The sequence below is a fragment of the Phenylobacterium sp. genome (genome assembly GCF_036502675.1).
In the GTDB taxonomy this organism is placed as follows: domain Bacteria; phylum Pseudomonadota; class Alphaproteobacteria; order Caulobacterales; family Caulobacteraceae; genus Phenylobacterium.
The window spans coordinates 23,577-49,990 of the sequence record NZ_DASXYF010000058.1; the positions used below are offsets into that span (position 1 = coordinate 23,577).

The window sequence follows — 26,414 nt, forward strand, 5'->3', positions numbered from 1 at the left end:
ATTTGTGGCTGGACCTTCGCGCCCGCGGACGTGAAGTATCCGCGCGGCGGAGGAACCCAGGGATGACGCGACAGTGAGCGACTACGGAATCGACCTGACGGGCAAGGTCGCCCTGGTGACCGGCGGCGCGCGCGGCATCGGCCGGGCCATCACCGAAGCCCTCCTGGACGCCGGCGCTCTCGCCGTCGTCTGCGGCCGCAACGACCCGGAATCCCTGCCGAGCGCCGGCGGGCGGACCGCGGAGTTCATGCGGTGCGACATCCGCAAGGCCGACCAGGCCCAGGCCATGGTGGCCGAGGCGGCCGCGCGCCTGGGCCGGCTCGACATCGTGGTGAACAACGCCGGCGGCTCGCCGGAAGTCCCTTCGGCCACCTCCTCGCCGCGGCTGTTCGAGGCGGTGGTGGCGCTGAACCTGCTGGCGCCCTTCTACATCGCCCAGGCGGCCAACACGGTGATGCAGGCCCAGGCGGACGGCGGGCAGATCATCAACATCGCCAGCGTCTCCGGCGTGCGGCCGTCGCCGGGCACGGCGGCCTACGGCTCCTCCAAGGCCGGCCTGCTCAACCTGACGCGGACGCTGGCCATCGAGTGGGGGCCAAAGGTGCGGATGAACGCGCTGGTGGTGGGGCTGGTGGACACCGAGGCCGCCGACGACCACTACGGCTCCCATGACGCCCACGCGGCCATCGCCGCGCGCATCCCGCTGGGCCGCATGGCGGTGAGCAAGGACGTCGCCAAGGCGGTGATGCTGCTGGTCTCGCCGCTGGCCGACTATATCTCGGGCGCCCAGCTCGCCGTGGACGGCGGCGGCGAGCCGCCGGGATACCTCGAACTCGCCAAGCAATGACCGGGGTCGCTTTGCAGGCAGGGTCGTCGCCCCCAGATGGTGGTTTCACGGCCTTGTCCCGCCGCCCATAAGCTGCGCCAACATCGCCGCGCCCGCCGCACCAGGCCGGAGCGCGGCCTGACCAACGGAAGATAGCCATGCCTGAGGCCTACATCGTCGAGGCGGTCCGCACGCCCACCGGAAAGCGCAACGGCACCTTGGCCGGCGTCCACCCCGCCGACCTCGGCGCCGGCGTCATCAAGGCGCTGCTCGCCCGCACCGGCGTCGATCCGAACGCGGTGGAGGACGTGGTGTTCGGCTGCGTCGACGCCATCGGGCCGCAGGCCGGCGACATCGCGCGCACCTGCTGGCTGGCCGCCGGCCTGCCGCAGCATGTCCCCGGCACCACCATCGACCGCCAGTGCGGCTCCTCGCAGCAGGCGATCCACTTCGCGGCGCAAGGCGTGATGTCCGGCGTCCAGGACCTGGTGGTGGCCGGCGGCGTGCAGAACATGAGCCGGATCCCGATCTCGGCCGCGATGCTGGCCGGCCAGGCCTACGGCTTCGACGACCCCTTCTCGGGATCGGTGGGCTGGCGCGAGCGCTATGGCGTGCAGGAGATCAACCAGATCAGGTCCGCCGAGATGATCGCCGAGAAGTGGGGGATCAGCCGGCTCGACATGGAAATCTTCGGCCTGGAGAGCAACAACCGGGCGGAAGTCGCGGTGACCAGCGGCCGCTTCGACGCCGAGATCGCCCCGGTGGGCGACTTCGCCCGCGACGAGACCGTGCGCATGGGCTCGTCGCTCGAGAAGATGGCCACCCTGAAGCCGGTGCGCGAGGGCGGCATCGTCACCGCCGGCGTCTCCAGCCAGATCAGCGACGGCGCCTCGGCCCTGCTGATCGCCTCGGCGGCGGCGGTGAAGGCCCACAACCTGAAGCCCCGCGCCCGCATCCACGCCATGACCGTCCGCGGCGACGACCCGGTCTACATGCTGACGGCGCCGATCCCGGCCACCCGCCACATCCTCCAGAAGACCGGCATGACGCTCGACGACATCGGCCTGGTCGAGATCAACGAGGCCTTCGCCTCGGTGGTGCTGGCCTGGGCCAAGGAACTCGAGGCGGACCTTTCGAAGGTCAACGTCAACGGCGGCGCCATCGCCCTCGGCCACCCGCTGGGCGCCACCGGGGGCAGGCTCGCGACCACCTTGCTCTACGAAATGGAGCGTCGCGGCGTCCGCTACGGCCTGCAGACCATGTGCGAAGGCGGCGGCCAGGCCAACGTCACCATCTTCGAACGGCTTTAAGGCGCACGGGTAGGTCATGGCGCTCGTCCGCACGCCCGATCAGCGCCTGATCGCCGCGACCGCCCGTGCCTTCCTGGAGGGCGAGGCGGGCTCGCGGCCGCGCCGGCGCACGCTGGAGGCGGGGGAGGGGTTCGACGCCGAGCTGTGGCGCCGGGTCACCGCCGAGCTGGGCTGGGCCGCCGCGGCGATTCCCGAGGCCCATGACGGCGGCGGGCTGGGGTGGGCCGACCTCGCCGTGCTGATGGAGGAGACCGGGCGCGAACTGGCCCAGGTCCCGTTCTTCACCACCGCCGGCCTCTGCGCCCCGCTGATCCTCGAAGCCGCCAGCCCCGACCAGGCCGCCCGGTGGCTGCCCCGCCTGGCGGCCGGCGCCCGCGCCGCCGCCTGCCTCACCGGCCCGGCTGGCCGGCCTGCGCCTGACGGTATCGCCGTGACGCTGGCGCCGGACGGCGACGGCTGGCGGCTGGACGGCCACGCCAACTACGTGGCCTTCGGCCACGTGGCCGACCTGCTGGTGGTGGCGGCCACGGGCCCCGGCGGCGGCGTGAGCCTGGCCGTGGTCGAGGTCCCCATGCCCTGCCTGCAGGTCGAACGGGTGGCGAGCCTCGACGAGACCCGTCCCTACAGCATCGTCCGCTTCGACGGCGTGCGCCTGGACCGCAGCCAGGTGCTCGGCGAGCCGGGCGGGGCGGAGCCGGCCCTGCGCCGAGGCCTGGCCATCGCCGCCGCCATGCTGGCCGCCGAGCAGGTGGGCGTGGCGGAGAAGGTGCTGGAGATCGCCCGCGACTACGTGGTGCAGCGGGTGCAGTTCGGCCGCCCGGTCGGCGCCTTCCAGGCGGTGAAGCACAGGATGGCCGACATGGCGCTCTGGGTGGAGACCGCCCGCTCCGCCGCCGCCTACGCCGCCCAGGCCTGCGACGACCCGGACGCCGACCTCGCCGCCGCCAGCGCCATAGCCCGCATCCACTGCACGCGGGCGCTGGAGCGGTGCGCCGCGGACGCCATCCAGCTGCACGGCGGCATCGGCTTCACCTGGGAGCACGACGCCCACCTCTACTTCAAGCGCGCCCGTTCGTCCGCCACCCTGCTGGGCGACGTGGCGCATCATCAGGACGCCGTCGCCGCCCTGATCGGCCTGACTTCCACCGAGAGCGTTCCCGCATGAGCCAGCCTGCGCCGTCCCGTCCGCCTGCGCGCGACCTCCTGAAGGGCAAGACCGCGGTGATCACCGCGGCGGCCGGCGCCGGCATCGGCTTCGCCGCCGCCTCCCGCTTCGCCGAGGAAGGCGCCGAGCTCCTGATCAGCGACATCCATCCGCGCCGCCTGGGCGAGGCGGCGGAGAAGCTCGCCGCCGAGACCGGCCGCAAGCCCGCGACCCTGCTCTGCGACGTCTCCGACAACGCGCAGGTGGAGGCGCTGGAGGCCGAGGCCCGCCGGGTGCTGGGCGATGTGGACATCGTGGTGAACAACGCCGGCCTGGGGACCTCCAACGCCATCGTCGAGATGACCGACGAGCAGTGGTCGCGGGTGATCGACGTCACCCTGACCAGCGTCTTCCGCATGAGCCGGGCCTTCCTGCCGGCGATGTACGCCCGCAAGTCCGGGGTGATGGTCAACAACGCCTCGGTGCTGGGCTGGCGCGCCCAGCCGCTGCAGGCGCACTACGCCGCGGCCAAGGCCGGGGTGATGGCCTTCACCCGCTGCGCGGCGATCGAGGCGGCGGAGCACGGGGTGCGGGTCAATGCGGTGGCCCCTTCCATCGCCATGCACGAGTTCCTGAGCCGCAGCGCCGACGCCGACTTCCTGGCCCAGCTCACCGCCCGCGAGGCATTCGGCCGCGCCGCCGAGCCGTGGGAGGTGGCCAACGTCATGCTGTTCCTCGCCAGCGACCTGTCCTCCTACATGACCGGCGAGGTCGTCTCCGTCTCCAGCCAGAGGGCCTGACCATGCCGGCCGTCTTCGAAACTCCCTCCGCCTTGCTGGACCGCGTCGGCGAAGCGTTCGCCCCCACCGACTGGGTGCAGATCGACCAGAAGCGGGTGGACCTGTTCGCCGAGGCCACCGGCGACCACCAGTGGATCCACGTCGACCCCGTGCGCGCCAAGGACGGGCCGTTTGGCGGCACGGTGGCCCACGGCTACCTTACCCTCTCCATGGTCAACCTGTTCCTGCCGCAGCTGCTGGAGGTGCGCGGCATGTCGATGGGCGTGAACTACGGCTGCGGCAAGGTGCGGTTCCCCGCGCCGGTCCGCGTGGGCTCCCGCGTCCGCGGCGTCGGCAAGCTGCTGTCCGCCGAGCCGGTGGGCGGCGGGGTGCAGGCGGTCACGGTGGTCACCATCGAGGTCGAGGGCCAGGACAAGCCCGGCTGCGTGGTGGAGACCATCAGCCGCTACTACGCCGAGAACGCCTGAGATGGACGCCGCCGTGGCGCCTTCCGACGCGGCCGCCGGCCATGAGGCCTTCCGGCGCGAAGTGGCGGGCTGGCTGGAGACCCAGCTCTCCGGTCCCTTCGCCCATCTGCGCGGGATCGCCGACCTCTGCCGCGACATGGACGAGCGCCGGCGCTTCGAGCGCGCGCTGGGCGAGGCGCGGCTGAGCTGCGTCGGCTGGCCGGAGGAATACGGCGGCCGTGGCGCCGGCCTCGAGGAACAGGTGATCTTCGCCGAGGAGTACGCCCGCGCCGAGGCGCCCGCCCGCATCGCCCACGTCGGCGTCGAACTGGCGGGGCCCACCATCCTGCTGCACGGGACCGAGGACCAGAAGCGGCGCTTCCTGCCGCGCATCGCCTCGGGCGAGGACATCTGGTGCCAGGGCTATTCCGAGCCCAACGCCGGCTCCGACCTGGCCAACGTCCAGACTCGGGCTGTGCTGGAGGACGGCCGCTGGCGCATCGACGGCCAGAAGGTCTGGACCTCCATCGCCCAGGCCTCGGACTGGTCCTTCGTGATCTGCCGCACCGAGCCCGGCAGCCGGGGCTCCAAGGGCCTGTCCTATATCCTCGTGCCCATGCGCCAGCCCGGCGTCACCGTCCGCCCCATCAAGCAGATGACCGGCGAGACCGAGTTCAACGAGGTGTTCTTCGACGCCGCCTACGCCGACGACGTGGTGGGCCGGCCAGGCGACGGCTGGCGCGTGGCCATGGACACCCTGAAGCTGGAACGGGGCGTCTCGACCTTCGGCCAGCAGATGCATTTCCGCAATCAGCTGACCCTGCTGATCGCGGCGGCCAAGGCCAACGGCAAGGCGGCGGACCCCGCCGTGCGGCGCAAGATCGCCGACGCCTGGATCGGGCTGGAGGTGATGCGCCAGCACGCCCTGCGCATGCTGGCGGAGGAGACCCCCGGTCTGGAAGGCATGGTCTTCAAGCTCTACTGGAGCAGCTGGCGCCAGCAGGTGGGCGAGCTCTCCATGGAGGTGCTGGGCCCGGCGGGCGAGGTGGGCGACGCCGCGGGCGAGCTGCCGCTGCTCACCAGCCTCCACCTGCAGTCCCGCGCCGAGACGATCTACGCCGGCTCCAGCGAGATCCAGCGCAACATCATCGCCGAGCAGGGCCTGCGCCTGCCCCGCGAACCCCGCGAGGGCTGGCCGCAGCGGTGAGGCGGCCTACGCCTCCGCCGCGTCGCTCCACGCCTCCGCGTCGGCGATCGCGTGGCGCATGGGCTTCAGCGCCCAGACGAACGACAGGATGGCCAGCGGCAGCATGATCGCCCCGTTCAGCGCGATGGCCCAGCCGATGTGGGCGTCGTTGCGGAACACATAGGTCGAATAGACCCCCACCATGGTGGGGCCGAGGCCGGTGCCGATCAGGTTGAACACGAACAGGTAGGCCGCCGAGACCTGGCCGCGATAGTTGTTGGGGGTGACCAGCTGCAGCGCGGCCGGCGCGGCGCCGGCGAAGCCGCAGGCGCCCTGGAAGAGCACGGCGCAGAGGATGAACACCGGCAGGTGGCTGGTGGTCATGGCCCAGAGCAGCGAGGCGAACTGGATCACCCCGGCGACGATGAAATAGCGCAGGTGCGCGTCCTTGTATCCGCGGGTGTAGAGCCAGTCGATGACGAAGCCCGCCAGCACGCTGCCGCTGATGCCGGCGATGATGTTGATCGGCGCCACGATGCTGACGATCTCGCGGATCGGGATGCCGAAGTGGCGGCCCAGGTAGACGGGCGTCCAGGCCTGGTGGCCGTTGGCGGCGGCGACCATCAGGCCGAAGCCCAGGAAGTGGCCGGCGAAGAACCGCCAGCGCGGCTTCATGAAGGCCAGCGTGTCGCGCGACGAGGACTTGCCCAGCAGCCGGTCGCGCCGGGGCGGATCCACCAGCGTCCAGATCAGCGGCGCCAGCACCAGCCCGGGCAGGCCCGCGGCCAGCATCACCACCCGCCAGGTCCCCAGGTCGCCCAGCACCGGCACGGTGACCCCCTGCGCCGGCAGGGCCGCGATCAGCGCCCCGCCCAGCAGCAGCGACAGCCCGCCGCCGACGTGCGCCCCGGCTCCGAACACCGAGATCGCCAGCGACAGCCGCTTCTTGGGGAAGGTGTCGCTGAGCAGGGAGTAGGCCGCCGGGTTCAGCGCCGCCTCGCCCGCGCCCACGCCGAAGCGGGCCAGCATCAGGTGGCCGAAGCCGCGGGCCAGGCCGCAGGCTCCGGTGGCCAGCGACCAGACGGTCACCCCCAGGAAGCCGACGCCCCGCCGGGAGAACCGGTCCACGGCCCAGCCGAAGCCCAGGCCGAACACCACATAGAACAGGGCGAAGACGATCCCCTGCAGGAGCCCCACCTGGAAGTCGTTGATCCGCAGGTCCTCGCGGATGTGCGGCACCAGCAGCGCGATGACCTGCCGGTCCAGCAGCGACAGCGCATAGAGGACGGTCAGCACCCCCACCGACCACCAGCCGCGCCAGGCGGGAGGATAGCCATCGCCGATGGCCTGCACGGGCAGGGGCCCCGCTATCGTCTGCGAACCCATGCCGGACACTGCTCCCAATCCCCGCTTCCAACCCCGATGGCGAGCCCGGTTCGGCTCGTCTTATGGCCGCAAGCTGTGCGGCGGCGGCACCACTTGAGCACGGGGGGCCGGCCGTGGCCACCCGCCGAATAGGGGGCGTCCCGTCAGGCCGCGGCGCTTGCGGACCCGGCTAGGGTAGGGTTGGGTCTCTTCGAACCAAACATGCTCAGCAAGTCTTTGAAATAGAGCGTGATGGTCGCCGGAACCGGCCTCCACTTCCGGCTGTCACGCTCTAGCTCAGCCGCGCCAGGGCGGCCTTGTCGAAGGGCAGGAACGGCTCGCCGGTCCTCAGCCGCCGGGCGAACTGCGGGTCGCTGATCAGCGAGCGGCCGACCGACAGCAGGTCGAAGTCCCCCCGCGCGAACCGCGCCATGGCCGGCTCCAGGTTGTCGACGGCGGCCACGTCGCCGGTGGCGAACATTTCGTGCAGCACCGTGCTCACCCCGATCCCGCCGCCGGAGATCGTGGGCTTGCCGGTGAGTTTCTTCGCCCAGCCGGCGGTGTTCAGCGGCGAGCCCTCGAAGGTGGGCGTGTCGATCCGCCGAAGGCTCCCGTCGAAGATGTCGACCCCGGCCTCGGCCAGCGGGACCAGCAGGTCCTCCAGCGCCTTCGGCGTCTCGGCGGTGCGGGCGGTGTAGTCCTGCGACTTGTGCTGCGAGAACCGGAAGACGATCGGCAGGCCGGGCCCGACGGCGCCGCGGATGGCGGCCACCACCTCGGCGCCGAAGCGGGCGCGCTCGCGGTGGCCGCCGCCCCAGCGGTCCGTCCGCTTGTTGGTCTCGCCCCACAGGAAGCTGTCGATCAGGTAGCCGTGCGCCCCGTGGACGGCGACGCCGTCGAACCCCGCCGCCTTGGCGTTGGCGGCCGAACGCGCATAGGCCGCGATGACGTCGGCGATTTCGCTTTCGGTCATCGGCCGGGTGGGCGGCATGGCGCGCTCCAGGTAGTCGGCCTTCAGCGAATGCTTTCCCAGCGGCCCCCAGAGACCCGAGGGGCGCGAGCTCTCCACCTGCGGATCCGCCGCGGTCGCCCTGTCGCGCATCACGCCCTGGTGCCAGAGCTGCGGGACGATCCTGCCCCCCGCCGCATGCACCTCGCTCACGACGTGGCGCCAGCCCTCGACGGCCGGTCCGTGCAGCAGCGGGATGCGCGGGCCGTCCACGGCCGACGGATGGTCGATCCCCACGCCTTCGGTGACGATCAGCCCCACGCCGCCTTCGGCGCGCCGGCGGTAGTAGGCGGCCACGTCGGCCCCGGGCGTCCCGCCGGGGGAATGGCTGCGGGTCATCGGCGCCATGACGATGCGGTTGGCGAGCTCGAGCCCGGAGGAGGTGAACGGTTCGAACAGCGGCGCGCACAGGCGACCGTGGCCGGAGGGCGGGGAGAGGGGCGCCGGGTCCGTCGTCACCTCAGGTTCCTCCAGCCGCGACCGCATGGGCCGTCACGACCCGCCTGACGACCGCCGCCCAGGCGGATCTAACCACGCGGTCCCGGCGCCGGTGGCCCACGTTTGGGGGCGGCGGGAAGGGGCGGCCCGCCCCCATCGTCGTCGCCGGTGGCGCCCCTGCCGCCGTTGCCGCTAGATGCCGCCATGCTTCGGATGCTGAGCCTCCACCCGGATTCGCGGTGCGCCGCCGTGACCGGCGTCGCGGCCGAGGCCGTGCGCCCCGGCCCGGGCCGGCTGTCGCTCCGCTATATCGTGACCGGTGCGCCCGGCGGCCTCGTCGTGCCGGCCCCCGCGGCCCCTGACCGCGCCGACGGCCTCTGGCGTCACACCTGCTTCGAGGCTTTCGTCCGCCCGGCGGCCGGCGAAGGGTACTGCGAGCTCAACTTCGCTCCTTCGACCCAGTGGGCCGCCTACCGGTTTGACGGCTACCGCCAGGGCATGGCGCCGGTCCAGGGGATCGACCCGCCCCGCATCCAGATGCGGCGCACCGGCGACGGCTTCGAGATCGAGGCGGCGCTGGCGCTGGACAAGGCGCCCGGCCTGCCGCCTGCTGCGCCCTGGCGCCTCGGCCTGTCCGCCGTGATCGAGGAGGCGGGCGGCGGCGTCTCCTACTGGGCGTTGGCCCACCCGCCGGGCAAGGCGGACTTCCACCACGCTGACGGCTTCGCGCTGCGGCTTCCGGGGATTGGAACCTGATGAGATTCGGCATCGACCGCCTGCTCGCCGAGCCCGCCCTGCGCGCCCCGCTCGCCGGGCGCCGCGTCGCGCTGCTGGCCCATCCCGCCTCGGTGACCCAGGGCCTGGAGCATTCCCTCGACGCGCTCGCCGCCTGCGCCGACCTGACGCTGACCGCCGCCTTCGGGCCGCAGCACGGCCTGCGCGGCGACAAGCAGGACAACATGGTCGAGAGCCCCGACTTCGCCGACCCGGTCCACGGGATCCCGGTGTTCAGCCTCTACGGCGAGGTCCGCCGCCCGACCGACGCCATGATGCAGACCTTCGACGTGCTGCTGGTCGACCTGCAGGACCTGGGGTGCCGCATCTACACCTTCATCACCACCCTGCGTTACGTGCTGGAGGCTGCGGCCCGGCACGGCAAGTCGGTCTGGGTGCTCGACCGCCCCAACCCGGCGGGCCGCCCCGTCGAGGGCCTCACCCTGCGCCCGGGCTGGGAAAGCTTCGTGGGCGCCGGCCCCATGCCCATGCGCCACGGCCTGACCCTGGGCGAGCTCGGCCATTGGTTCATCGGGACCCTGAAGCTCGACGTCGACTACCGGGTGGTGGAGATGGAGGGCTGGAGGCCTGACGCCGCCCCCGGCTTCGGCTGGCCGCTGGGCGAGCGCACCTGGGTCAACCCCAGCCCCAATGCGCCCAACCTCTGGATGGCCCGGGCCTACGCCGGCACGGTGATGCTGGAGGGCGCGACCCTTTCGGAAGGACGCGGCACCACCCGGCCGCTGGAGCTGTTCGGCGCCCCCGACGTCGACGCCCGCGGCGTCGTCGCGGAGATGCGCAGCCTCGCGCCCCAGTGGCTGCGGGGCTGCACGCTCCGGGACTGCTGGTTCGAGCCCACCTTCCACAAGCACATGGGACGGCTCTGCAACGGCGTGCAGATCCACACCGAGGACGCCGGCTACGACCACCGGGCCTTCCGCCCCTGGCGCCTGCAGGCGCTGGCTTTCAAGGCCATCCGCCGCCTGCATCCCGACTATCCCCTCTGGCGCGACTTCCCCTACGAATACGAACTCGGCAAGCTCGCCATCGACGTCATCAACGGCGGCCCGGCGCTGCGCGAATGGGTCGACGACCCGGCGGCCTCGCCCGCGGACCTGGAGGCGCTGGCCGCGCCGGACGAGCAGGCGTGGGAGGCGGAGCGGCGGGGGTGCTTGCTGTATTGAGGGCGAGCCCCGGCGGATCGCCCGCAGGAGTCCGCCGGACGGCCGTCGCCGCTTCCGGGGTGGACATGGCGGCCTGGCTTTGCCAGATCGATGCGACCTTGCGGCCGCGAGCCCACCTCGCCACCGCAGGCTTTCATCTATGCGGGCTGATCCGCGCACGGAGCTTCAATGAAAACCCGTATCACCGACCTGTTCGGCATTGAGCACCCGATCATCCAGGGCGGCATGCACTTCGTCGGGCTGGCGGAACTGGCCGCCGCCGTCGCCAACGCCGGCGGCCTGGGGATGATCACCGCGCTGACGCAAGGCTCGCCCGAGCGGCTGAAGGCCGAGATCGCCCGTTGCCGGGAGATGACCGACAAGCCCTTCGGCGTGAACCTGACCTTCCTGCCGTCGGTGACCCCGCCCGACTATCCGGGTTATATCCAGGCGATCATCGACAGCGGGATCAAGATCGTCGAGACCGCCGGCAACAATCCGCAGAAGTACCTGCCGGCGCTGAAGGACGCCGGCGTCAAGGTGATCCACAAGTGCACCTCGGTCCGCCACTCGCTGAAGGCGGAGGCGATCGGCTGCGACGCCGTCAGCGTCGACGGGTTCGAATGCGGCGGCCACCCGGGCGAGGACGACGTCCCCAACATGATCCTGCTGCCGCGGGCGGCGGAGGAGCTGAAGGTGCCGTTCGTGGCCTCGGGCGGCATGGCGGACGGCCGCTCGCTCGTCGCCGCCCTGGCCCTGGGCGCCGACGGCATGAACATGGGCACCCGCTTCATCGCCACGCAGGAAGCGCCCGTGCACGAGAAGGTCAAACGCGCCATCGTCGGCGCCTCGGAGCTCGACACGCGGCTGGTCATGCGGCCGCTCCGCAACACCGAACGGGTGCTCGACAATCCGGGCGTGGAACGCGTCCTGGAGAAGGAGCGCGAGCTGGGCGCCGCCATCCAGTTCTCCGACATCGCGCCCCTGGTGGCCGGGCTCTACCCGCGGGTGATGCAGAACGGCGAGCTGGACGCCGGGCCCTGGTCCTGCGGCATGGTGGCCGGGCTGATCCACGACGTCCCGACCTGCAAGGAACTGATCGACCGGATCATGCGCGAGGCCGAACAACTGATCCGCCAGCGCCTCGAGGGCATGCTGAGCGCCTGAGGACGGCCCGCGGCGTCGGGCGGGGTGAACCCGGCGTCGTTGCGCCCGCGATCCCTGCAAGGTCCGCCGTTGCTTTCGCCGCCGCCTGCCGCTCGTTTCGGCTGAGTCCGTCCCTCTCGCGCACGGCTGCGCGCGACATCGGTGAACGAATATTCGAAATGGCGGATAGTTGTTGCCGCCAGGACGCGCCGCGGCTAACCCTCCCTCGCGCGGCCGGAGCGTCGCGGAGCGCTTCGGCCAGCGCCTCCACCGGCGATCCAGGGCGAAAACATCCAAAAGGGCTCGAGCCATGTTTGAAGGACTTCTCAAGGGTCGGAGCGTCGTCATCACCGGCGCGGGCTCCGGCGTGGGCCGCGCGGCGTCGGACCTGTTCGCCCATCACGGCGCACGGCTGATCTGCGCCGACGTGCAGGAGGAATGGCTCGCCGAGACGGTGAGCCTGGTGACCTCCGCCGGCGGCGAGGCCCGCGCCGTGCGCTGCGACGTCGCCCGCCGCGCCGACGTGCAGGCCGCGGTGGCGGCCGCCGTCGAGGCCTATGGCCGGCTGGACGTGATGTACAACAACGCCGGCGTCGCTTCCCCGTCCAGCGACGGCGGCCGCATGGCCAAGTTCGTCGACAACACCGACGAACAGATGGACCGCCTGATCGCGATCAACATGCGCGGGGTGATGTACGGCTGCCAGGCCGCCATCGCCCAGTTCCGCGCACAGGGCGGCGGCGGGGTTATCGTCAACACCGCATCGGTGGCCGGCATGATCGGCTGGGGCGGCGTGCTCTACAGCTCCACCAAGGGCGCGGTGGTCAACATGGCGCGGGCCCTGGCGATGGAAGTCGCGGCCGAGAACATCCGCGTGAACAACGTCTGCCCCGGCACGATGATCACCCGCTTCGGCGCCGGCGCGAGGGGGCCGTTGCCGGACAACGTCGTGGAGAACATGGCCAAGCTGCAGCCCCTGGGCCGGGTGGTCGATCCGATGGACGCCGCCAACGCAGCCCTGTTCCTGGCCTCGGACATGTCCGTCAACATCACCGGACTGAACCTGCCGGTGGACGGCGGCCTCTCCGCCGGACGATGAGGCTGGCGAGCCTTATATTCGATATACCGAATTATTTTTTGCTTTTCTGGATGTCTGCAGCATGGCAAATTCAGCCGCAATACGCGCCGGCCATGCCCGACGCCGGTAGTTGAGGGTTGAGATGGCCGACGTTCTGATTGCTGACGACCCGCTCTATGAAGAGCTGTACGACGTGCGCAACGAAGGGGTGGCGCACGGCAATCTGGTCGAAGAGGACATGAACCCGGCGATGCGCCGCCTGCGCGAGCGCGCGCCCGTGCAGAAGGGTTTCCTGCGGGAGCTGCTGGGCTTGCCGCCACACCATCGCCACTCCAGCGCGGCCGCCCGCGAAGGGTACACCTGCTTCACCTTCGACACCTGCAACAAGGCGTTCCGGGACGGCGAGACGTTTTCGTCGCAGGTCTATGCAATGGGGACGCCGGGGGAGGAGCGGCTGGGCATCCTCGAAATGGACGGCGCCCGGCACCGTAGCTTCCGCATGGCGCTGCAGCCGATGTTCATCAAGCCCAGGACGCTGACCTGGTGGCGGGAGCGGTGGATCAACGAGATCGTGGCGGCCCTGGTGGAGAACCTGAAGGGCCGGGACCGGGCCGAGCTCAACCTGCAGCTCTGCGCCCGTCTGCCGGTGCACACCGTGACCCGGGCCATCGGCATGGACGGCGACGATTCGCTGGTGTTCCGCCACGCGCTGATGAAGAGCGGCGCGTCCGGACGGTTGTCGCCGGACGAGCAGCGCCGGGCCGCCCAGACGGTCGAACTGCTGCTGCTGGAGCTGATCGCCAAGCGGCGGCTCGAGCCCGGAGACGACGTCGTCTCGGGCCTGGTCGCCGCCGAACTGGAACTGGAGGACGGCTCCCGTCGGCCCATGACCGACCGGGAGATCATGACCCAGGCCCGGCTGGTGATGATCGCCGGCGGCGGGACGTCCTGGCGCCAGTTCGGCATCGCTCTCTGGGCGCTGCTGACCCATCCCGACCAGTACGCGGCGGTGAAGGCGGACCGCAGCCTGGTCGACGCCGCGATCGAGGAGTCCGTCCGCTGGAACCCGACCGACCCGGTGTTCAGCCGCCTGGTGACCCGGGACGCCGAACTGGACGGCTACGCCCTGCCGGCCGGCTCCGTGCTGGAGATCTGCCTGGGCGCCGGCAACCGCGACCCCGCGCGCTGGGAGAACGGGGACGCCTACGACCTGCATCGTCCGCCGCTGGGGCACATCGGTTTCGGCATCGGCCCCCACCAGTGCCTGGGCATGAACGTGGCGCGCAGCGAGATCCACGCCGGCCTGAACGTCCTGCTCGACGCGTTCCCGAACATGCGGCTCGACCCCGACGCGCCGGCGCCCTTCCTCACCGGCGGCTTCGAGCAGCGGGGCATGTCGGCCTTGCACGTGCTGCTGCGTTGACCCGGTCGCCGTTGGCGCTCACATCACAGGCAAAGGGCCAGACGACATGAGCGAAGAAAAGCCGCGGACCGCGCTTCCGGGAACGGACATCAGCCTGGTGGGCGAAAAGCACCTCCGGCTCTATCTCGAGACCAACGGCGAACAGGGTTACCTGTGGAACGGCGTGCCGATCCTGGTGCTGACCACCAAGGGCCGGAAATCGGGGGAACAGCGGCAGATCCCGATCATCTTCAGCCGTGACGGCGACAACTACTTCATCATCGCCTCGAAGGGCGGGGCCCCGACGCATCCCGCCTGGTATCTCAATCTCGTCGCCGATCCGCAGGTGCAGGTGCAGGTGAAGGGCGAGCGGCTCGAGGCCGTGGCGCGCACCGCCGCGTCGCCGGAGCGCGAACGGCTGTGGGCGATCGCGCTGAAGGACTGGCCCAGCTACGACGTCTACCAGTCGCGCACCACGCGCCAGATCCCGGTGGTGGTCCTGGAGCGCAATCGCCGATAGCGGGATGTGGGTGGCGCAACTATAAGTGTGAAGAGAGTCTTGCCTGACGGCGACGCGGAGCGAGGGCTGCGCAGGCGCGGCTAAAAAGGCGTCCGGGAGGGCGCCGCCGCCGGCGCCAGCCATCTGGCTTGATCGCCGCGCAGCGCGTACAGACCATCGTGAGGCGGCGGTCTCCCGCCGGCCTTGCGGCGCGATCCAATTTTTGAGGAAACAAGGGAAATAAGATGAGCGTCTGGGATTATTCCGGCAAACGGGCCGTCATCGTCGGCTGCTATTCCGGCATGGGCGAGGCCGCCGCACGCGAACTGGTCAGGCTCGGCGCGGAAGTGCACGGCTTCGACGTGCGGCCGTCCCCCGTCGACCTCGCGTCCTTCACCACCGTCGACCTGCGGAGCCCGGCCTCGATCGACGCGGCGGTGAAGACGCTGGATGGCGACATCGACGTGCTGTTCAACTGCGCGGGATTGCCGGGCGGCACGTTCTCGCCCGCCGACGTGATGAAGGTGAACTTCAGCGGCATGCGGTACTGGACCGAGCAGTGGCTGCCGCGCATCCGCAAGGGCGGCGCCATCGCCTCGATCTCGTCGACCGCCGGCTTCGGCTATCTCCAGCGGATGGCGACGGTGCTGGAGCTGCTGGCCACCCCGGACTTCGATGCGGCCAGCGCCTGGGTGGAGGCGCACCCCGACATCGTGACGCAAGGCTACAGCTTTTCGAAGGAAGCGATCAGCGTCTGGACGATGCTGATGGGGACCCGCACCATCAAGCAGGGCGTGCGGATCAACTGCATCTGCCCCGGCCCCACCCAGACGCCGATGATGGGCGACTTCGAAAAGGCGGCGAGCGCGAAGGTGGTCGACGTGTTCGTCCAGCCGATCAACCGGCGGTCGACGCCGGTGGAACAGGCCTATCCGCTGATCTTCCTGAACAGCGACGCCGCCAGCTTCGTCAACGGCCACGTCCTGAACGTGGATGGCGGCTTCGTCGGCGGCGTCCTCACCGGACAGATCGACGTGAGGGAATCCATCGCCAAGGCGATGACCGGCTGAGGCGCGCCGGGGGCGGGCCCGCCTCGGTCGGCGGCGAACGTCCGACCGGGGTCCATCGCGTCGTTCGCCGGCTCCGCCAGCCTGGCCGGGGCGTGGGTGCGGCCGTCAAACCGACAATGCGCGGTTACAGCTGACCTGAAGGACGCCGGCTCCGCCTTGGGCGGAGCTCCGGACCGTCGACCGTGGGGCTGCCCGTCGGCGACGTCCAGGACGACACCACCAGGACCACCTCCGGCTGACGCTGAGGGAGACCGCCGGCTTCGCCGCGGTCCGAGCGGCCGATCTTCATCGGCTGGCCGGCGAGGACGTCGCTGCAGATCAGGCGGCAGGCGCACAACCGCCTGATCGCACCATGACGTGCGGTCGGCGGCGGCGAGCGGCTTCGCCTATGCTCGTCCGGCAAGGCCTTCCAGCAAGGATCGCAGGTAGTCGGGCGGAACCGGACACGAACGGAGCATTTCGCGCAGCGAGGCTTCCAACAACGCGACCTTGTCGCAGCTCTGCCGCCCGTCGATAGAGGTCACCGCCGATAATCTTGAACATGTCGGCGGTGTCACACTATGTGAATCGGTATTAGAGCAATCTATCAACAATTTTCCGCTATGCATAAGATGAGTGTCGATGTCATATACATGATATTTCGAGATATTTATGTGCTTATGGCGAAAATACGTATCTGGACTCTATATTTGCAGAAATAATAAAAAATAAACTTGATACTGCGGTCGCGAGACCTTATGGTGACGGTTGGGAGATTAGGGTAACGGCCTCCGAGTTCCTTGGCGATTTAATTGGCGTTACGCGCCGCCGGCGCGGCAGCACAGGATCATTCCGGCGATCATGGTTGCGGACTTACCCCTCGCTGTGGCGGGCCGGCGAAGAGGAATCCGTCGGGGTGTCCGGTGCGGCGTATTGTCCTCATCTGTCCGCTTTCTTTCTTTTACCGGGTGTCTTCATCTGTTTGGTCCGAGACTTGTTCGCGATGACTCGAGATCGTCGTCCATGCTGATAGGGCCCAAGCGCTTCGGCCGCCGGGGTGGCGCGGGATGACCGCCGGACAGGCCGCCATGCCGCTCGTCCGCGCGAGCAGATTCGACAGGTTCGCCGGCGATTTCCTGGTCAGCGTGGCCTACGTCGTGGCGACCTACGCCGTGTCGCTCGGCCTTTATTACGGCCTGCATGTCGAGCGCCTGCATGCGTTCTTCCTGTTGCCGGTTCTCGCCGCCGCCGTGACGTTCGGCTCCGGGTATGGCTTCGTCGCCGCCTTCGGGTGCGTCAGCCTCTTGGGCCCGTACATGCCCCTGACGCCGGGGCCCCTTCAAATCGCCCGCCCGCAAGGCGCGTCGCTGCTGCTCGTCTACCTGACGGCGGCGCTGGCCGCCGGCCTCTACGCCCGGACGATCCGCCTGAGGCGCGCGGCAGGGGAGGCTGGGGATGTGGCGGATCGGGCGGCGATGGCCCATGCGGCCGGCCCGGCTGGAGAACCGCCGGCGGCGGTGCAGGCCAGGGGGGCGGAGCCCGGGCGTCCCGGCGTCAAGGCCAAGCTGGGGGAGGGGTTGGTGGCCGCGGCGGCGTCCATATGCCTGGCGGCGACCGGCGGCGCGGCGTCGCACCTGCTCGGGGGGACGTGGAGCCAGCACCTCCTTCCCATCCTGCTCATGGCGTCCGTCCTGGCGGCCGGAGGGACATATGGCGCCGCGGCCGGGATGCTGGCGGCGGCGGCGGCGGCCCTTATCCAGTCCGGCGGCGCGGCCGTCGACCGCTTCGACCCGATCGGCGTCACAGCGGCGTTCCTGCTGTTCGGGAGCGCGGGGTGCGCCGTCGGCGTGTTTGCAAGCCGCATTCGCCGCGAGCGGCAGGCGCTGCAACGGGTGTTCCTCGCGGGCGACGCGCTCTCGCAGGCGAAGGTGGAAAGCGACATCTGGCGGACCGTCGTCGACGCGGCCGCCGAAATCGCCGGCGGACCGGTGCAACTGGCTGACGAGGACGGGCGCAGCCTGCACGTCGGTGGCGACGCCCGCCCCCCGGCCGAGCCCGCCGGCCCCTTGCGCGTGCAGCGGCTGACGGTCGACGACAGGCGCCTGGGCGCGCTCACCTGGCGTGCGAACCATAAGGGCCCCGAGGATCAGCGCGCGGTCGACCAGGCCGTGAGCGTGCTCGCCGGCCTGGGCGCGTCCGCCGTCACGCGGTCGAGGCTGGGCGTCGAAAAGGCGGAAATGGAGTTGGTGGCGCGGACGGAGACGCTGCGGACCATCCTGCTCGACGCCGTTTCGCACCACTTCCGCACGCCGCTGTCGAGCATCATGGGGTCGGTGACCAACCTGCTGGAGCAGGCGGACCAGCACGACGTCCGGGCCAATCACGAGTTCCTGCTGATCATCAAGGAGCAGGCCAACCGCCTCGACCGCTACGTCGATAATTTCCTCGGCGTCGCGCGGCTGGAGTCCGGGTCGATCGAGATCAATCCGCGCGCCATGGACCTGGAGGCGCTGGTCAACGACGTCTGGGAATCGTTCGGCGAATCCGGCGGCGCCCGCCGGTTCCTGGACGTTCAGATCGATGACCGCGAGATCTGGGCCGATCCGGGGCCGCTGAAGCAGGTGCTCGGAAACATACTTGAGAACGCCGTCAAGTTCAGCAGGGAAGAGACGATCGTCTCTGTGATCGGCAGGGTCGAGGGAGACAGGATGATTTTGGAAGTCACGGACGAGGGGAGCGGCGTCCCGCCCGCCGACCTGCCGAGAATATTCGGGCGTTTCTACAGGAGCCGCGAGGCGAAGGCGTCGGGACTGGGCCTGGGCCTGTACATCACCAAGAGCCTGGTGGACCTCATGGGGGGCGTGATCGAGGCCTGGAACAGGTCCGACGGCAAGTCCGGCCTCACCATGCGCGTCGCCTTGCCCCTGACGGACGCCTGACCTTGCAAGACGCCGGCAACCGGATACTGCTCGTCGAGGATGAAGAGCAACTGCTGCGCGTGCTGGAGTCGACCCTGGTCGCCGCCGGCTACGACACCACCACGGCGAGGACCGGCCAGGCCGCGCTGAAGGCGCTGCGGACGGAGTTCTTCGACGTGATCCTCCTGGACCTCGGCCTTCCCGACATGGACGGGAAGGACCTGATCACCGTCGCCAGGGCCTCGTCGCGCACGCCGATCCTGGTGCTGTCGGCGCGGGCCTCGGAGGGCGAGAAGATCGAGGCCCTGGACCGGGGCGCCAACGACTACGTCAGCAAGCCCTTCGCCGTCGGCGAGTTGCTGGCGCGGATCCGCGTCGCGGTGCGGCCGCCCTTCGGCGCCGGCGCGGCGGGAAACGCCAAGTTCGCCGACCTCGAGATCGACTTCCACAACCGCATCGTCATCGTCGAGGGCGTCACCAAGCGCCTGACCATGCGCGAAAGCGAGATGCTGCGGGTGCTGACGGCGGCCAAGGGCGCCGTCGTTTCGCACCGGCAGCTGGTGGAGAGCATCTGGGGCAAGGGCGGCGAGGCGGACGTGATGCACCTGCGGGTGCTGGCCTGGCAGGTGCGCCGCAAGATCGAGCCGGATTCCGCCCGGCCCAAGTACCTGATCGCCGAGCAGGGGCTGGGCTACCGCCTGAACATGGCCGCGGAAGACTGACGCGCCGCCGGCGGCGGGCGGCCTTAATGCGAGTTAAATTGCCCGGCGGTACACAGCCGTTAAGCTGTCGCAGGGGTAAGGCATGGCGGGCGGTCGGTTGAGTTTGGGCGCAGCGATCCGGGTTACGGCGACGTCCGGCGTATCGCCGGGGCCCGCGCCGGGACCAGCCGATCCGGCCGGATCGCCGGCCGGCCAGGGGCGCCCAGCGCCCGGCCGCAACAACACCTGGCCCTTCTACATCGTCACCTGGGTGCTTGCGACCATCCTGGCCATGGTGGTGACCACCCTGCTGGCCGTCGGCGGCCTCTGGGGCGGCTGGCTGCCGGCCGACCTGGCCCGGCGCATGACCGGCGCCGACCATCCGGCGACCTTCCTGCTGGCGAACGGCGCGGTGTTCGCGGCCTTCCTCGGCAGCTTCGCCGTGGTGATCCGCATGGTGCACCGGCGCGGGTTCGGCGACATCGTCGGCCGGTGGCGCTGGCCGCTGTTCGGCGCGGGCGCTGCGGCCTGGACGCTGGCCCTGGCGCTGCTGACCTTCGTCGACCTGGCGCTGGCGCCCTCCGGCTTCAGCGTCACGGCCTCGCCGCAGACGGCCACGCTCGCCGCCGCCGCCCTGGCGGGGCTGAGCGTGCAGACCTTCGCCGAGGAGTTCGTGTTCCGCGGCTACCTGACCCAGGGCCTGCTGGCCGCGACCCGCCGGCCGTGGGCGGCGGCGGCGCTCAGCGGCCTGATCTTCGGCGCGGTCCACATCCCCAACGGCTGGCCCCAGGCGGCCAACGCGACGGTGTTCGGCGTGGTGCTGGCGCTGATCGCCATCCGCACGGGCGGGATCGCCTTCGGCTTCGGGTTGCACCTGGTCAACAACCTGTTCGGCGCCGTGGCCGTGGTCTCCAGCCAGGACGTCTTCCGCGGCGCCCCGGCCCTGGTCACCCAGCATACGCCGCAGCTGATGTGGTGGGACACCGCCGCCGCCGCCGTCGCGCTGGTCGCCCTGGCGGCCGCGGTGCTGCGGCGGGTCCCGGCCCTGGTCCCGGACTTGCAGGACGCCCGCAGCCTGCCGCCGGGGTTCCATTCCGCGACAGGCGGGGCCCGCAAGCGAGGCGGGCAAGGTCGGGGAACATGACGCATAACCGCAATCCGTCCGGAACGCCGCAAGGCCTGCTGGCCCGCTGCGCGCGGGCCTTCCGGGCGCAGGACGGCGCGATCAGCCCGCTGATGACGCTGCTGCTGGTCCCGATCATCGGCGTGCTCGGCCTGGCGACGGAAACCTCGAGCTGGTACTTCACCCAGCGCTCGATGCAGAACGCCGCCGACACCGCCGCCCTGGCGTCGGCCACCAACGGCTGCACGCCCGCCAAATCACCCTGCGGCGTCACCTATGATCAAGAAGCCGCGGCGGCGGCCAAGCAGTACGGATTCGTCAGCGGCGTGAACAATACGACGGTGACGCCGGCCCTGGTGACCTGTCCCGCTGACGCAACCGCCACCTGTTTCAAGGTCACGATCACCAAGAAACTGCCGATTTATATGGTCAGAGTGGTTGGATTCAACGGCAGCGACGCGCTTGGCTCGGGCAGAGCGCAGAACATTACGGCGTCTGCAATAGCCAGTCCAAAGAAGAATAATACCAATGCCTACTGCCTTCTGGCGTTGGCCGCCAATACAAAGACGGTTGAGGGCATACTTTGCAACGGTTGCTCCAAGGCCGACATGCACGGCTGCAAGGTCGGAACGAATGGCTTCGCACAGTGTAATGGTGGCAATCTAAATGCGGACGTAGTGGACGCGGCCGGCGCGACCGCGACCTGCGACAAGAGCCAGAGTGGAAATACGGGCATCACGCCCCTAATTGCGGACCCATACGCCGCACTCGCGGCAAATATACCGGCCAACAAATGTTTTTCTGGTTACAATCACCCTGAAACATTCAACAGTAATCAGAGCTGGGGGTCTGAAAAGCAAGTTTGCGGAGATTTGACGATATCCGGCAATGTGGACCTGACCACCCCGGCGGGTGGCACCGTGCTGGTGATCCGTAACGGAAGCTTGACTATAGCTAACGGAAAAACGCTTAAGACGCTCGCGAATTCCGGCCTGACGATTATCTTCACCGGCCCTGACCCTACGAATACCTATAGCCACGTCCTCGCCGGCAAGGGAACGCTCGACATAAGTCCGTCATCGAGTGATCCATGGAAGGGCGTGGCCGTCTATCAGGACCCGGCCCTGCCGAATGGCTCCGGCGTCAATATGGCCAACGCGGGAAATTCTCCGACCTGGAACGTCACCGGCCTCATCTATTTACCGAATTCGGACGTCCAATTCAGCGGGATCGTCAATAAGGCGTCGTTTGGCGTTGACTGCTTCGCCCTGGTCACCAGGACATTTCAGGCCAACGGTACGGCTAAGATCGTTGAGCTCCAGACCCAATGCAACGATTGGACATTGCCCACGGGCGGTAGTGGCCCTGTTGTACGTCAGGCGTTGGTGCAATGATGCGACGCGTCGCTGCATTCTTGGATGACACCCGCGGCTCGGCCGCCGCCGAAATGGCCATATGGGCCACCGTGCTGATCGTTCCGGTGCTCAGCGTGGTCGATCTCGGGGTCTACGCCTTCCAGAAGATGCAGGTCGAAAGCGCCGCGCAAGGCGCGGTGGCCGCCGTCTGGAGGTTCTGCGACACGGCGGGTGAACTGCCGGCGGTGCAGAACTGCACCAGCCTGCTCACCAACATGAACGCGGGGGCGCAGAACACTTCGCTGGGGGCTACCGTCACCGTCACGGGCGTTACGGAGGGCTACTATTGCCGCAACGGCGCGGGCGACCTGCAACTGGTGGGAACCACCGCGGCGATCGGCGGCACGCCGACCAAGCCCAGCCCGTTCAACTGCTCGGCGGCCGGCAGCGCCACGACCGTGCCCGGCGACTACATCCAGGCGACCGCGTCCTACACCTATAGCCCGGTGTTCACCGGGATCTCGATCACCACCCTCCTGCCCACGGCGGTCACCCGGACGGCGTGGATGCGGCTCGGATGATGCGTAAAAGTCCCTCCATGACCGCGCGGCGGTTGTTCTGGCTCTGCGAGCGCGGCGCTATCGCGGCGGAGTTCGCGCTGGTGCTGCCGGTGTTCGTGCTGCTGACCATCGGCACGATCGGCGTGGGGACGATGATGTCGATGATCGTCTCGCTGCACTTCGCCGTGGAGGACGCGGCCCGCTGCGCTTCGGTCAAGACCACCGTCTGCACCAACGCCGGCACGACCCAGACCTATGCCACGGGCCAATACAAGGGCCCGACGGTGACCGGCCTGGCCTTCGCCCTGACGGCGGCGGCGGCGGGCAACTGCGGAAACAAGGTGGTGGGGACCGGGACCTACACCCTGCGCACCGGCCTGGGCGCCATCAGCGTGCCGGTGTCGGCGAGCGCCTGCTATCCGTCGAGTTCCTGACCGGGCCGCTCCGCGGCGAACCCCGCAGGCTTGAGTCAGCGCCCGTGGGCGAACGCCGGGGCGAGCGGGCACTGAGCGGGCGATCCGCCTGAACCCCTCGCGCTCCAGGAAACCGTCACCGCAACGGGCCGCCGCGCGCGTCCTTCGCCCGCAAGGTGAGCGGGGTCAGACGTGCAGGCCCAGGTGGATCGTCAGCCAGGGCAGCAGGACCACATATTCGGCCAGCGCCACGCCGTAGAGCGCCGCCAGCACCGGCCGCCCGCCGCGGAAGTTCAGCACCACCCCGGCCAGCAAAGGGCCGCTGATCGGGCCGACCAGGAAAAACGGGGCGAGGCGCTTCAACCGCGACAAAGGGTCAGCTCCATGACGATGCCGAGACCCCGCGACGACCGGCGGCTCAACGCATTTACCTATTGGTAACCTCTACCATTAACCGCCGCATCCGAAATCGGTTCCGCACCGGCCGCCTGCCCACAGAATTAGCAAAACCTAAACCCGGGGATGAGCTACTGGGCCGTGGTCGATTCGCCAGCCCCGGACCTGCTCCGCGTCACCGGCCTCGCCAAGCGCTATCGCGGCGGGGGCGGGATCGACGACGTGTCCCTGTCGGTGGCGCCGTGCAGCGTCACCGGCTTCATCGGCGTCAACGGCGCCGGCAAGAGCACCACCCTGCGCTGCGTGATGGGCCTGGTGCGGCCGGACGCCGGCGGCGTGCTGCTGTTCGGCGCCGCGGCGGGCGCCGCGGCGCGCCGGCGGGTCGGCTTCCTGCCGGAGGAGCGCGGCCTGTTCCCGCGCGAGCGGGCGCGCGACGTGATCGCCTTCCACGCCCGGCTGAAGGGCCTGGCCCGGCGCGAGGCCTTCCGCGCCGCCGACCGGCTGCTGGAGCGGGTCGGCCTGGGCGGCCGCCAGCGCGCGCGCATCGAGGACCTGTCCAAGGGCAACGCCCAGCGGGTGCAGATCCTCTGCGCCCTGGCCCACGCCCCCGAGCTGCTGATCCTCGACGAGCCGCTTTCGGGGCTCGACCCCATCGCCCAGAGCGAGGTGCTGTCGCTGTTCGCCGAGTTCCGGGCGGGCGGCGGGGCGATCCTGTTCTCCACCCATTCCATGCCCGCCGCCGAGGCCCTGTGCGACCGGGTGGTGATGCTGGCCGGCGGCCGCACGGTGTTCGACGGCCCGCTGGACGAGGCTTCCGGCCGCGCCCCGCACGGCGCGGTGGTGGTCACCGCCGACCAGGCGGCGCTGGTCGCCGCGGCGGCCAGCGTCGGCGGCGAGGCCAGGCCCATGGCCGGCGGCATCGGCGAGGCCACCCGCTGGCGCGTGGTGCTGCCGCGCGAGGTCAGCCACCCGGCCCTGGTGCGCGCCCTGGCCGAGTACGCCGTGCCGATCATGGCCTTCGAGCCGATCAAGGCCGACCTCGAAGGCGCCTTCTGGGACCTGGCCGCCCCCGCCAGGAGCCGCGCGGCATGACGAATCCGGTCAGTCCGGGTACGGAGCGGCTGCTGCTGCGCCTGATGGATCTCGGCGAACGCGCGGTGATGATCCTGCTGTTCGCGGGCCTCGTGATCCGGTTCTCGCACGGCTTGCAACTCCACCCCTACAACGCCCTGGCGGTGGTGTCGGAAGGCTTCGTGGTGCTGTTCATCGTCCTGCGGCGCGAGGCGGCGACCGTGACCACCCGGCCGAAGGACTGGGCGGTGGCGATGCTCGGCACCATGTTGCCGCTGATGGTCCAGCCCGGCGGCGACCTCATACTGCCGGCGGCGGCCGGGACGGCGTTGATGTTCGCGGGCCTCTCCATTTCCGTATGGGCGAAACTGACGCTGCGCCGCAGCTTCGGCGTCGCGGCGGCGAACCGTGGCGTGGTCGACGGGGGACCATACCGCTTCGTGCGGCATCCGATGTACGCCGGCTACCTGCTGGTCCATATCGGCTTCCTGCTGAACAATCCGCTGCCCTGGAACGCCGCGCTCTATGCGGTGACGCTGGGCTGCCAGATCGCGCGCATCCTGGCGGAAGAGAAGGTGCTGGCGCAGGACGCCGCCTATGCCTGCGTGCTGCAGCGGGTGCGATACCGGCTGATCCCGTGCCTTTTCTGACCGGCCCGTCGCCGCTGGCCCCGCTGTGGCTGATCGCCGGACGTGAGTTCCGCGTCTATGTGGCGACGGCCAGTTTCTGGCTGGCGTTGCTGGTCGGACCGCTGGTGACGCTCGGCGTGACGTTCGCGGTCGGGGCCGCGCAGCCCAGGGCCGCGACTGCGGTGACCGTCCAGTCCGCCGATCCCGCCCTGGCCGCCGCCGCCGGCCGGGCGCTTCGCCAGGCCGCCGGGGTGGAGGGCCGGCGCTACGCCGTGTCCGCGCAGGGCGCCGCGCCGCGCCTGCGCCTGGTCCGAACTTCGCAATCCGGCGCCGAGGCGCAGTTCGACGCGGCCTTCCCGCTGTCGCCCGCCGGCCGCGCGCTGGTGCTGCGCACGCTCGAGCGCGACGCCGCGGCGGACAGGCTGTCGCAGGTTCCCGGCGGCGGGCCGGCCGAGACCGTGCGCCAGCTCCCGCCCAGGGCGTCCGCGCCCTCCGGCGCCCCGGGCCCCGGCCGGTTGGTGCTGGTGATGATGCTGTGGCTGACCCTGACCGGCTCGCTCGGCATGCTGCTGCAGGCGGTGGTGCGCGAGCGCGCCAACCGGGCGCTGGAGTGCCTGCTGGCCGCCGCCCGGCCCTGGCAGATCGTGTTCGGCAAGCTGGCGGGCGTGGGCGGCGTGTCGTTCCTGGTGCTGGCGTCCTGGGTCGGCTCGGCGGCCCTGGCCGGCCTCGCCGCGCCGCGCCTGTCGGGACCGGCGGCGGGGCTGTTCGCCGAGCTCGCGCGCCCGCAGCTGCTGGCGCAGGCGGCGGGGATCTACCTGCTGGCCTTCGCCTTCTACGGCCTGGTGACGGTGGCGGTGGGGGCCGCCGCCCGGGACTCCGCCTCGGCCCAGAACTGCTCGCGGCCGATGTTCGCGGTGCTGCTGGCGGCCTTCTTCGCCACCCTGGCCGCGGCCGGCGGGACGGCGCGCCTGTCGTGGCTGGTGTTCGCCCCGCCGTTCGCGCCCTTCATGCTGCTGCTGAAGGCGCCCGCCCCCGCGGCGGCGCTGACCGCCACCGGCCTGCTGGCCGCCGCCGCCGCCGTGGCGGGCTGGATCGCCGTGCGCGGGCTGCACCTGGGCGCGGCGGAACCCCTCTGGCGGGTCCGGGCGTCGTCGCCCCTGAGTTGGCGCCGTCGCCCTTCGCCGGGGTGAGCGGAGGCGGATCAACCCAATTTCAACCCGCTCCAGCCCGGGATCAGCGGGGAAGCGGGCGACTGGGGCGGATCTTGATCCGGCCGTCATTTAATGAGTTTTTAACGCACCGCGCCTCGTGCGTGGCAAGCAACCAGGGCCCACGTCGGCAACTTGTAGACTCTATATAAGTACACCTCAGGGTCGATTTCCATTAACACAGGTTAATTGCCGCCGGGACCTGCCGAATGAGCGTGTTCGCCACATTAAATTAACATTAAATTCGAAAAATCAAGCCGTTAACTACTGATTCATGTTTACATAAAATTAAACTTATGTTTTTCTCAATCGCAGGTGGGCGGATTGGGGGGCCAATCCCGACCTTCACCTCCATGAGTTGTTCTGTTTCGGGACAACTGTTCATCAATGTGTGAAAAAGGGGAC

25 protein-coding genes are annotated in these 26,414 nt (G+C 70.0%); 22 read left to right on the forward strand and 3 right to left on the reverse strand.

From position 1 onward, the window contains the following. Positions 1–73: 73 nt before the first annotated feature. The 6 genes from VGL30_RS06920 (at position 74) to VGL30_RS06945 (ending at position 5,733) form a co-directional block, all read left to right on the forward strand. Positions 74–847 (forward strand): SDR family oxidoreductase, encoded by a 774-nt coding sequence (locus VGL30_RS06920; protein ID WP_331538189.1) that lies wholly within the window; start codon positions 74–76, stop codon positions 845–847. Between the two features lie 137 nt (positions 848–984). Further along, a complete protein-coding gene (locus VGL30_RS06925; RefSeq protein WP_331538191.1) occupies positions 985–2,136 on the forward strand; it encodes an acetyl-CoA C-acetyltransferase in 1,152 nt (383 codons plus the stop codon). 16 nt (positions 2,137–2,152) lie between these two features. Next, complete coding sequence (locus VGL30_RS06930) at positions 2,153–3,301, forward strand: acyl-CoA dehydrogenase family protein (protein WP_331538193.1); 1,149 nt, start codon at positions 2,153–2,155, stop codon at positions 3,299–3,301. Continuing rightward, positions 3,298–4,080, forward strand: coding sequence for an SDR family oxidoreductase (locus VGL30_RS06935; RefSeq protein WP_331538195.1), 783 nt, complete (start codon positions 3,298–3,300; stop codon positions 4,078–4,080). The genes VGL30_RS06930 and VGL30_RS06935 overlap by 4 nt, the downstream gene beginning before the upstream one ends. A 2-nt stretch (positions 4,081–4,082) precedes the next feature. Next, positions 4,083–4,547 carry a MaoC family dehydratase gene (locus tag VGL30_RS06940; protein WP_331538197.1) on the forward strand — a complete coding sequence of 155 codons (465 nt, stop codon included), beginning with the start codon at positions 4,083–4,085 and terminating at the stop codon, positions 4,545–4,547. Position 4,548: 1 nt separating this feature from the next. Further along, positions 4,549–5,733: an acyl-CoA dehydrogenase family protein gene (locus VGL30_RS06945; protein WP_331538199.1), complete on the forward strand. Its 1,185-nt coding sequence runs from the start codon at positions 4,549–4,551 to the stop codon at positions 5,731–5,733. A 6-nt stretch (positions 5,734–5,739) separates the two neighbouring features. Here the strand turns inward: VGL30_RS06945 and VGL30_RS06950 are convergent, their stop codons facing one another. Together VGL30_RS06950 and VGL30_RS06955 are read right to left on the reverse strand one after the other, a co-directional pair. Beyond that, positions 5,740–7,098: an MFS transporter gene (locus VGL30_RS06950; protein WP_331538201.1), complete on the reverse strand. Its 1,359-nt coding sequence runs from the start codon at positions 7,096–7,098 to the stop codon at positions 5,740–5,742. 271 nt (positions 7,099–7,369) lie between these two features. Then, positions 7,370–8,545, reverse strand: coding sequence for an NADH:flavin oxidoreductase (locus VGL30_RS06955; protein ID WP_331538202.1), 1,176 nt, complete (start codon positions 8,543–8,545; stop codon positions 7,370–7,372). Between the two features lie 183 nt (positions 8,546–8,728). Here VGL30_RS06955 and VGL30_RS06960 point away from each other — a divergent pair, with 183 nt between their 5' ends. The 13 genes from VGL30_RS06960 to VGL30_RS07020 all read left to right on the forward strand — a co-directional run bounded on the left by VGL30_RS06960 (position 8,729) and on the right by VGL30_RS07020 (position 22,726). Continuing rightward, positions 8,729–9,280 carry a DOMON-like domain-containing protein gene (locus VGL30_RS06960; RefSeq protein WP_331538204.1) on the forward strand — a complete coding sequence of 184 codons (552 nt, stop codon included), beginning with the start codon at positions 8,729–8,731 and terminating at the stop codon, positions 9,278–9,280. Beyond that, entirely contained in the window at positions 9,280–10,482 is a 1,203-nt protein-coding gene (locus tag VGL30_RS06965) for a DUF1343 domain-containing protein (protein ID WP_331538206.1), read from the forward strand. Before VGL30_RS06960 ends, VGL30_RS06965 begins: the two co-directional genes overlap by 1 nt. 168 nt (positions 10,483–10,650) lie before the next feature. Further along, on the forward strand, positions 10,651–11,628 hold the full coding sequence (locus tag VGL30_RS06970; protein ID WP_331538207.1) for a nitronate monooxygenase family protein: 978 nt from the start codon (positions 10,651–10,653) through the stop codon (positions 11,626–11,628). Positions 11,629–11,917: 289 nt separating this feature from the next. Beyond that, complete coding sequence (locus tag VGL30_RS06975; protein WP_331538209.1) at positions 11,918–12,706, forward strand: SDR family NAD(P)-dependent oxidoreductase; 789 nt, start codon at positions 11,918–11,920, stop codon at positions 12,704–12,706. A 121-nt stretch (positions 12,707–12,827) separates the two neighbouring features. Then, positions 12,828–14,108: a cytochrome P450 gene (locus VGL30_RS06980; RefSeq protein ID WP_331538211.1), complete on the forward strand. Its 1,281-nt coding sequence runs from the start codon at positions 12,828–12,830 to the stop codon at positions 14,106–14,108. Between the two features lie 46 nt (positions 14,109–14,154). Further along, positions 14,155–14,607, forward strand: coding sequence for a nitroreductase family deazaflavin-dependent oxidoreductase (locus tag VGL30_RS06985; protein ID WP_331538213.1), 453 nt, complete (start codon positions 14,155–14,157; stop codon positions 14,605–14,607). 224 nt (positions 14,608–14,831) lie between these two features. Further along, positions 14,832–15,656 carry a coniferyl-alcohol dehydrogenase gene (locus tag VGL30_RS06990; protein ID WP_331538215.1) on the forward strand — a complete coding sequence of 275 codons (825 nt, stop codon included), beginning with the start codon at positions 14,832–14,834 and terminating at the stop codon, positions 15,654–15,656. 1,046 nt (positions 15,657–16,702) lie between these two features. Then, positions 16,703–18,574 carry a sensor histidine kinase gene (locus tag VGL30_RS06995; RefSeq protein WP_331538217.1) on the forward strand — a complete coding sequence of 624 codons (1,872 nt, stop codon included), beginning with the start codon at positions 16,703–16,705 and terminating at the stop codon, positions 18,572–18,574. Between the two features lie 2 nt (positions 18,575–18,576). Continuing rightward, complete coding sequence (locus VGL30_RS07000; RefSeq protein WP_331538219.1) at positions 18,577–19,275, forward strand: response regulator transcription factor; 699 nt, start codon at positions 18,577–18,579, stop codon at positions 19,273–19,275. A gap of 97 nt (positions 19,276–19,372) precedes the next feature. Then, complete coding sequence (locus tag VGL30_RS07005; protein WP_331538221.1) at positions 19,373–20,398, forward strand: type II CAAX endopeptidase family protein; 1,026 nt, start codon at positions 19,373–19,375, stop codon at positions 20,396–20,398. Then, positions 20,395–21,771 (forward strand): pilus assembly protein TadG-related protein, encoded by a 1,377-nt coding sequence (locus VGL30_RS07010; RefSeq protein WP_331538223.1) that lies wholly within the window; start codon positions 20,395–20,397, stop codon positions 21,769–21,771. The genes VGL30_RS07005 and VGL30_RS07010 overlap by 4 nt, the downstream gene beginning before the upstream one ends. 20 nt (positions 21,772–21,791) lie before the next feature. Then, a complete protein-coding gene (locus VGL30_RS07015) occupies positions 21,792–22,313 on the forward strand; it encodes a TadE family protein (RefSeq protein ID WP_331538225.1) in 522 nt (173 codons plus the stop codon). Further along, complete coding sequence (locus VGL30_RS07020; protein ID WP_331538227.1) at positions 22,310–22,726, forward strand: TadE family protein; 417 nt, start codon at positions 22,310–22,312, stop codon at positions 22,724–22,726. The genes VGL30_RS07015 and VGL30_RS07020 overlap by 4 nt, the downstream gene beginning before the upstream one ends. 165 nt (positions 22,727–22,891) lie before the next feature. On the opposite strand, the gene VGL30_RS07025 is transcribed toward VGL30_RS07020, so the two are convergent. Next, entirely contained in the window at positions 22,892–23,077 is a 186-nt protein-coding gene (locus VGL30_RS07025; RefSeq protein WP_331538229.1) for a hypothetical protein, read from the reverse strand. 150 nt (positions 23,078–23,227) lie between these two features. Here VGL30_RS07025 and VGL30_RS07030 point away from each other — a divergent pair, with 150 nt between their 5' ends. The 3 genes from VGL30_RS07030 to VGL30_RS07040 are packed head-to-tail and all read left to right on the forward strand — an operon-like array spanning position 23,228 to position 25,991. Then, a complete protein-coding gene (locus VGL30_RS07030) occupies positions 23,228–24,193 on the forward strand; it encodes an ABC transporter ATP-binding protein (RefSeq protein WP_331538231.1) in 966 nt (321 codons plus the stop codon). Beyond that, positions 24,190–24,822: an isoprenylcysteine carboxylmethyltransferase family protein gene (locus VGL30_RS07035; RefSeq protein ID WP_331538233.1), complete on the forward strand. Its 633-nt coding sequence runs from the start codon at positions 24,190–24,192 to the stop codon at positions 24,820–24,822. Before VGL30_RS07030 ends, VGL30_RS07035 begins: the two co-directional genes overlap by 4 nt. Beyond that, positions 24,810–25,991, forward strand: a complete 1,182-nt coding sequence (locus tag VGL30_RS07040; protein WP_331538235.1) for an ABC transporter permease — start codon at positions 24,810–24,812, stop codon at positions 25,989–25,991. Before VGL30_RS07035 ends, VGL30_RS07040 begins: the two co-directional genes overlap by 13 nt. Positions 25,992–26,414 lie beyond the last annotated feature (423 nt).